Raw genomic sequence first — 8,295 nt, 5'->3', positions numbered from 1 at the left:
TTTGGCTAATATAACATCGGACTTACCCAGGCTGGTGGCTCAAATCACAGAGGAATAACTGTTTTTTTGAGTATTTTTCAAACCTGTTCAAACGTACTATATAACATCATAGAGGGATTTTTTATAGAGCGAAGAAAAATAAGCCCCTCAACATTACGTACGCTGGCTGATCAACTCCGGAGCAACATTCCCGCTGTAGATTCCTCGATCAACCAAGAGGCCTGTTTACCTAAAGTAGATCGATGACTGATTGCTTACCATTTCTTTTTAAAATCTCCTCTCGAAAAGTATTTTTCTAATACACAATACATTAGTATAAAAAAATAGCGGCTGCCCATTTCCTTAATCTTTAGGTTTGACTGACCATATACACGATTCGTCCAACTATTCGGAACGACCCGGTAGGTATAGCCTCTCACAATCGTTTTCAAGGACAATTCAATGGTTATGTTAAAATGGGGGGATAAAAATGGTTTTAACCCATCCATAGTTGCACGAGTGTATAACTTAAAGGCATTCGTTGCGTCATTGTAGGTTGTGCCAATAAATAACGTGATTAGCCAATTGGCGATTCGATTAATGATTTTCTTTTGAGAAGGGTAGTTAATTACCTTGCCACCCTGAATCCATCGATTACCGAAAACGGCATCTACCCCTGTGGCAACCATCGTCTTGTAATACGTCACCAGGTCCTCGGGATCATCCGATAGATCCGCCATAAAAATAGCGACACAATCCCCAGAGTACCGTTCTAAACCAAACCGGATCGCGTAGCCAAACCCGTTAGGACCTGCGTTCGTCCCAAACGTAAGCGTGGGAATAGTCGACTGAAGCTCTATTAACACCTGAAGGGTATCATCCTTCGAATTATCGTTGGTAACCCAGATTTCATGATCGATCTGATGTTTACACAAAGTAGTATAGAGTGAATTTATCGTTAAAGGAAGGGATTCTTGTTCATTATAAGCCGGAATTACAACACTTAATTTCATACGAAAAACATGAGAAAAATTAACGAAAAACAAACCGATACGTAGTCTGTTATAGCTGATTGGAATTTGCCCAAAATTATATTATGGCAAAAAATTGACTTTATAAAACGATAGCTCTTTTTTAGTTTCATTCTATTATCGATTTAATCAAAAAAATTAAAGTTTTTCGAGGGCTAATTTAGCGCGCACCGCTGTGGAAAACCGCTTTTCGAGCTTACTATACGAGAGAGCTTTCTCAAAATAACTTTTGGCCATTGCCTGATTCCCACTCAGGGCTTGGATTTCACCTAAATGAAAGGCGGATACCGTTTTAAACCCCCAAACTTGCTTCTCGGCTAGCTTAATCGATTGTGAATAATTCTTCCCGGCTTCCAGATAATTTCCCAAATGTTGATAAATTCTACCGGTTCGAAAGTAGATTTCGGCCTTTTCCTGCGCACTAGAAATTGAATTCATATCAATCTGATTGATTTCCTGTTCAGCTCTCCTGTAAAATCCACCGTCAAAAGAAAGTCGGGCTTTAATTAAAAACTTATTATTAAACACAGTTTCAGGTGAATGATTTGTATAGAAATTTTGGGCATTTTTATCGGCTTCGACTAATTCGCTACCTGTTTTTCCAATTCTTGTGTAAAAAGAAAGTGCTTTGTGTAAATCATTGTTTAACCAATGCGTATAAAAAAGCTTTAGTAACGTTTCTTTTAAAAATACTTGATTTCTATTTTTATGCATAAACGATAAATAATAAGTAGACGCTAACTGATAGTTGCCTCTTTGTAAAAAAAGCTCTCCCTGATAGTAATCAAAAATAGGCATCAGTAAATAGTCAGGTGTAGCCGGCTTTTTTGACAAAAGTTTTACAGCGTCTTCATTGTGATTATTTCGCGTAAACGCTAAGCAGCTTAAAAAGTAAACGGATAGATAATCGGGATGATTTTCAACGAATTGGAGTAAATTCTGCGTTGTTTTTTCATCAACTCCCAATAGATAGGCATCCAGCAAAAATTTGTAATACCTTGCCTCGTCGCCACCGAGTTGATCCCTGTACGCTGTTTCCAATTGAGCCAACCCGAGACGAACGTTTCCTTTTATGCCGAGCATCGTTAACAGCCATGAATAAGACGGAGGACATACACTTAAAACAATATTCAGGATACCAATGGCTTTATAATGAGGCCAATACGTGGGGTATCGCTTTATATTCTCGTCTAAAAGCTTATAAGCCTGAAAGCCGTCTTTGGCAGCACTAAACTCATCCCCAAATCGAAATTTTAGAATTGCCCAGTGAAGTCTTACTTCAGCCTGTACATGACGTTTAACGGGTGAATCATCGGGTAGTTGCCCAATTGTTTTAAGGCGTTCGTCTTCTCGTTCCCGCAGATTGAGGTAATCTGCCTGGCTGCCATTCGTTAACAGATTAATAAAATCTATATAATCTTCCAGGAACGCGTTAAGTCCATTTTGTTCTTTTTCCTGTTTTAATAAATTCCTGGCATTCTCTAATTTAAACTTACAAATTTCTATATACGCATTTTTTTGATTTGTGCTCAAAGGTAGTTGAGTGATAATACGATTTGAGGAATCTGGTTGATGGAGCGACTGAATAACGAAAAAGGCGAAGATACTAGTCAGTAAATAGGAAAAAGGCATAAAACGTAGCAGGCCAACTAACAGAACTATCCCACTTAATTGATGATAACTAGAGAGATGTTTGAGGGATTTGTATCGCTCAAAAATAATGCATCTATTTATATTTATCTAAAATTAAAAATAATCTCCTATAAACAAGTCAATCAATAACCAAACAAGCCTTTTTGTATAAAATAGGAATATGTATATTAAATTATCCAGCAACGATATTATTTGTTATTTACGCTAATAGTAACGCGTCATAATTTGACTTTTCTGCAAAAACAACGATACAGATATAGGCAAAATCACTTGCCTGTATTTTCTGTAAAATAACCTGTCTTAAAATTAATCATTGTTACTAATGAACCTAACATTCGTCTAGTATTGACGACAGGAATATCCAGGACTCCGATAATAAAACATTCCGTTCTTATTTACGCATGAACAGAAAAAAAATGGCCATTTTCCTACTAGGTATTGGGTCTTGCCTGCCAGGCTTCGGGCAGTCTTCAGACGTAACAGTTGGCGTTAGAGCCGGCCTAAATGTTGCTTCAGCGAATTCAAGTAGTATTACTAAATTGTATGAAGCGCTAAATGTAATCGGAGGTAGTACTAAAATTTCGCCATTACTTGGCATTCATGCCGGGGTGATCATACAAAAAAAATGGTCTCAGTTTTCCCTACAATCAGAAATTTTATTCAGTCAATACGGCGTAAAAATTGAAAAGGGTTTACAATCGGCTGAATTTAAAAGTAATGTGCTGGAGCTACCGGTATTTGGAAAATATACAGGTGGTCATGGACGAGCTAAATTTTTCCTCTATGCGGGTCCATTTTTGAATTACGCCCTAAATGGACAGTACCAAGTGACGGCTCAGCTTTTTTCATTACCTGTTCGTGTAACCGATCGTATTCATTTTCAGGATACGAACGAACGAATTAGCTGGGGGATTTCGAGTGGAGCAGGCATAGACTGGGCCGTTGGAACCGGGCACCTGGTTACTGAAATTCGCTATGGTTACTCCCTGCAGAGTAAACTCCCATCTCAGGTTATTGGGTTAGGAGGAACGAACATACACGCCAGACTAGCGGCCGTCTCCATGGGCTATTTGTTTCCGATGAGATAGTCCCTCCATGCCTACGTCCATAGGTCCCTTTTGTTGACGCTTGTATGAAACAACTCGTTCTAGTGCTTCTTTTATTCCAGATTAGTCGTACTGTATGTGCACAAACCGTTACGTTTACCATTCTTGATGCAGGGTTGAATCCTGTCATTGGCGCAACGATTACCGTATGGAATTCAAGTGACTCAACAAACAGACTGAGTGCTGCTTCGGATGGACTGGGCAAAAAAAAAGTTCGACTTCCTACAGCATCGTATCGATATAGAATTAGTGCGGTTGGCTTTACAACAGTCCAGGGAATATTTCGTGTCCATCAGGATTTGACGGAGCTATCCATACAGCTAAACTCTTCCGTTGAATTACTTCAGGCAGTCGATGTGGTTACTAAAAAACCTTTAATGGTGCAGGAAGAGGATAAGGTAATCATTAATCCGGAGCCACTGGTCAACAGCAGCGCGACGAGTTATGAACTCCTTGAAAAAGTACCTGGCGTATTCCTGGACCAAACTGGGAATATCTATTTAACCAGTACTACGCCTGCTGTTCTATACATTAATGGACGGGAGCAGAAAATGAGTCCTGCCGATCTGGCTACTCTACTAAAAAGCCTTCCACCTCAAAGTGTTCATAAAATTGAAATACTCCGTACACCTTCCTCCCGCTACGAGGCCAATAGTACGGGAGGTATCCTGAATATAATCCTAAAGGATGGCGTTGATTTGGGCAAACTGGTAAGTCTTCAGGCAGGGCTGAACAAAGGAACCTACGGAACTACCTTTGTCGGGATCAGTATGCTAAACACCAAATTTAAAAATTCGTATTACCTCCACGTTAACGTCAACGAACAAAAAAATTACGAGTCGTTGCTAACCACCAATCAGTTAACGGTAGACTCAGTACTGACTAAACACACGTATTCAGAAACGAAAATGAAGGTAGGGTCAGTTGGTTACGGAGATACGTATCAGTTCAATAAACGATTTGGGGTCACGCTTGACGGAATGGTCAATAAAACAAACACGGCAGTCTATTCAACGAATTCGAGTCAGTTGACGGCTAATCGGCCTGGTTCAGGCTCGTTCGACCTGTTGAATGGGGTGAACAATGTAACGGATGGCTTCTCCATAAAGCAGGGCCTGCTGACTACCTATAAACTTGATTCACTGGGATCTTCGATTACAGCCGATGTTTCCTTCCATCAAAACAACGGTCTTACCCAGCAAGCCTATACGACGGCGTATTCGAACATATCGTTGTCTCCAACTGGTGGTTTAGGCCAGCAGAATACGAAGTTGAGTCAATGGGGAATTAAAGTCGATTTGACCAAAAAGGTGAATAAATTCCTGAATTTGGAGATGGGGATTAAGCTATTCACTTCAACGTTTTACAGTTCCAGTAATTTTTCGACGAATAAACAGGCGGTAGATACCTTACGAACCTGTGAATATAGCTATCGAGAATTATTAAGTTCAGCCTACGTACAGAATACCCAATTGTGGGCCAGTTATACATTGAAAGTCGGGGTACGGCTCGAAATGACCAAAATGAATGGAATGGAGCGGCTACCCAATGCAGGCCAATACTTTATTCAACGGATCGATTTATTCCCCTATCTCTATATAAGCAAGCATTTATTTAATGTACTGACGTATCCACTGACAGGGTACTTGATCTATCGACGTTCAATTACCCGACCAACCTATGAGTCGTTAAATCCTTACCCTAAATTCTTAGATTCCTATATGTATGAAGTAGGTAATCCAGCCCTAAAGCCGCAGTTTACTCATACTGTTGAGGCTAATATAAGCGTGGATAATAAACCTATTTTGGCTATTGGGCAAAATTACATACAGGATGTTTTCACAAATGTCCTCTATGTTGACAAAGCAAATGCTGGAACCACGTACAAGTCATTTGATAATGTGGGGACAAATAAAGAAACCTATTGTCGGGCTGTGGCCGCCAATCCCCCTGGCGGTCGGTATTTTATCCTGATTGGGGGGCAATTTAATTACAATCAATATAAAGGAGTATACCAAAATCAGCCATTGCAGTTTAATCGAGGGAGCTTTGTTTTTTTTACGTACCACCAAGTTAAAATTGACGCCCGATCAACGTTACTGGTAAATGGATTCTATCGACTGAAGGGCCAGTTGCAATTTTATGAATTAGGTGATTTTGGGAGTTTTAATATCGCTATTAATCGCTATTTCTTTTCTAAGAAATTTTTGTTAACTCTTACAGGATCAGATATATTTTACCAAAATAAAAATAGCTTCTCGTTGCAACAGGGTATAGTTAACTCAAGTGGGTTTCGGCAGACGGATAGCAGGCGAATTGGTTTGACAATTCATTATTCTTTGGGCACTAGAAAAAGAGAAGAAAAAATTAATCCCTTTACCTTCGATAACCTTGACGTAAAGCCAAATCAATAAGTTCTCTGATACACTCTCGATTCGCCAGGTCTTGCAGTTGTCCATTGCCCGAATACCTGGGCGTTCAGCCTTAATTCTAGGTAAATTGATTCACCCATACGTTCTTACTGTACATAAGACTTAAGGACAACAGCGCTACTAAAAAAACAATAAACATCGTTTCCCAATAGGCAGGCCCATCCGTTGTCAACACCAATTGGTGAAAGCAATGGGCGTATAGTTGTTTAAGGGGATATAGGGGTAAGCGCTTAGCGAACTGGATGAGTAGATCGTTCGGAAGATTGTCGATTGGAAAGAAAATACCACCAAAAAAAGTAAGAAATGAAGTCGACAGATTTGCAATCGTATGCGCTGCGACTATATTCCTGCTGTAAAAACCTATATACACTCCAATACCGATTAACAGTATACTGGAAATCGTTGAGGTGCCCAGGAGAAGCCCAACACGAATGGATGATAAGGAATAGTTAAAAAAAAGTGTACCCAATAAAAGGATACTTAGCTGCACTAGCCATGTCGTCAGAATGGCTGGCAGAATGACCCCGGAAATGTACTGACGATACGTAACGGAAGAAGCTTTATATAATTTGAGTCGTAAAAAGTGAATATCATACCCAATCGTACTCGACAGCATATTTATATTTACATAACAGCTGACTAATAGTAACGCATTAATAATAAGGTTACTATTTTCACTTTCTGTTCTAATTTTTGTCTGTAGAACAAAAATCCAAATCATGGATATTGGCAGAACAAACAGCGCTACCCCTTTACTTGTACTCAAATAATAATTTTTTACAGTTATCAGACCAATCGTTGCAATTTTTTTAAGGTTGTACATACTAGTGTTCTCGTTTGTTATTTACAGTTAACAGCTATCGTATTAGGTCTCTAGCTAGTAAATTTGAAAAGATCCTCTAGGGTGATGGGGAGCTGAGAAAATAGGATGTTTTCATCAGCTAATAATGTATGAATAAACGCACTATCGTCTCTTGTAAAATAAAGTGTGCCGTCCAGCTGCGTGGTTAGGATATAAACAGCCTTTTTCGCTTGTTCTATCTTTTGCTGAATTGCCTCCAGACGATTTGTTGCTTTGATAATTATTTTTTGGCTATAGGCTAATCCGGCTAAAATGGTTTTTATTTTATCATAATGCATTATAGACCCTTGATTCATTATCAAAACCTTATCGGTTATTTTTTCAACTTCTTCTATACTATGTGATGAATAAAGTATCGTCTTTTTTTTGATTTTATTTAAATAGAAAAGTAAATCGATTACCTTGTTCTTCCATTGTATATCGAGGTTGGCAGTAGGTTTATCTAAAATTAGAATTTCAGCATCAGCCAGTAAAGAAATAGCGATTAATACTCTTCGTTTTTCGCCACCAGACAAGCTGATTGTTTTTCGGTTAAGTAGTTTCTCCAGCTTTAATTGATCAATAACTTCCTGAATAATGGGTTCTGTTATTCGACTTTTTCGGTTGCTTCGCAGAATGGAAAAATACCGCAGGTGGTCATACACAGTCATAAAATCAAAAAGCCCAAATTCCTGTTGGACCGTGCAAATCCAGTTAGGGTCGACTTTATCAATTGGGATTCCGTTTATATGTATGCTTCCTGAGGTAGGCGGGAACTCGTTGCTCAATAGTGAAATTAACGTAGTTTTTCCGGCCCCGTTTTTCCCCAGAAGACCGATTATTTCCCCCTGCTCAATCGAGAAGGAAAGGCCTTTATTGGCCATAATATGTCCGTTGTAAATCTTTGTTACGTTATTCGCTTCAATAAAGGCCATTCGTTTTCTACTGAATTGACTGCTTTTGACTCAGTTTTTACAGTAGAGAATTGATCCTTTTAGCTGTATGGACTGATCAGGCCTATTTGACGAAGCAGAAGTGAGAATGTCACCCCATTGGTATGTTTGCCGCACATACAGCATAGACGCAAGCGTATGGTTGGATCAGTACTCAGTTACAGGGATCCCATACGCCTATTGGCTGTCGATACAGTGCAGCTTCCCTCCTATTGTTCCGGGTTGGCTACCTCCAGGTGCTGAGTTCGATCCATCATCTGTTCCTAGAAGTGTCCATTATCTTCTATTGCTTACCCGTCA

At 39.3% G+C, this 8,295-nt stretch carries 6 protein-coding genes; 2 read left to right on the top strand and 4 right to left on the bottom strand.

What is annotated here, in order from left to right; translation table 11 throughout:
- Positions 1 to 254: 254 nt before the first annotated feature.
- A complete protein-coding gene (locus ACYVE4_RS21375; RefSeq protein WP_461042273.1) occupies positions 255 to 992 on the bottom strand; it encodes a glycosyltransferase family 2 protein in 738 nt (245 codons plus the stop codon).
- 156 nt (positions 993 to 1,148) lie between these two features.
- Positions 1,149 to 2,093 carry a tetratricopeptide repeat protein gene (locus tag ACYVE4_RS21370; protein ID WP_461042272.1) on the bottom strand — a complete coding sequence of 315 codons (945 nt, stop codon included), beginning with the start codon at positions 2,091 to 2,093 and terminating at the stop codon, positions 1,149 to 1,151.
- Between the two features lie 971 nt (positions 2,094 to 3,064).
- Between ACYVE4_RS21370 and ACYVE4_RS21365 the strand changes: the two genes are divergently transcribed.
- Both ACYVE4_RS21365 and ACYVE4_RS21360 read left to right on the top strand, forming a co-directional pair.
- Entirely contained in the window at positions 3,065 to 3,751 is a 687-nt protein-coding gene (locus ACYVE4_RS21365; protein ID WP_461042271.1) for a porin family protein, read from the top strand.
- 44 nt (positions 3,752 to 3,795) lie between these two features.
- Complete coding sequence (locus ACYVE4_RS21360) at positions 3,796 to 6,183, top strand: outer membrane beta-barrel protein (RefSeq protein WP_461042270.1); 2,388 nt, start codon at positions 3,796 to 3,798, stop codon at positions 6,181 to 6,183.
- A gap of 76 nt (positions 6,184 to 6,259) precedes the next feature.
- Here ACYVE4_RS21360 and ACYVE4_RS21355 read toward each other — a convergent pair whose 3' ends face one another.
- Together ACYVE4_RS21355 and ACYVE4_RS21350 are read right to left on the bottom strand one after the other, a co-directional pair.
- On the bottom strand, positions 6,260 to 7,024 hold the full coding sequence (locus tag ACYVE4_RS21355; RefSeq protein WP_461042269.1) for an ABC transporter permease: 765 nt from the start codon (positions 7,022 to 7,024) through the stop codon (positions 6,260 to 6,262).
- Positions 7,025 to 7,074: 50 nt separating this feature from the next.
- Positions 7,075 to 7,977 carry an ABC transporter ATP-binding protein gene (locus ACYVE4_RS21350; RefSeq protein ID WP_461042268.1) on the bottom strand — a complete coding sequence of 301 codons (903 nt, stop codon included), beginning with the start codon at positions 7,975 to 7,977 and terminating at the stop codon, positions 7,075 to 7,077.
- Between the last annotated feature and the right edge of the window lie 318 nt (positions 7,978 to 8,295).

This window comes from Spirosoma harenae (genome assembly GCF_054776975.1).
This window is presented reverse-complemented; position numbering and strand designations above follow the sequence as displayed.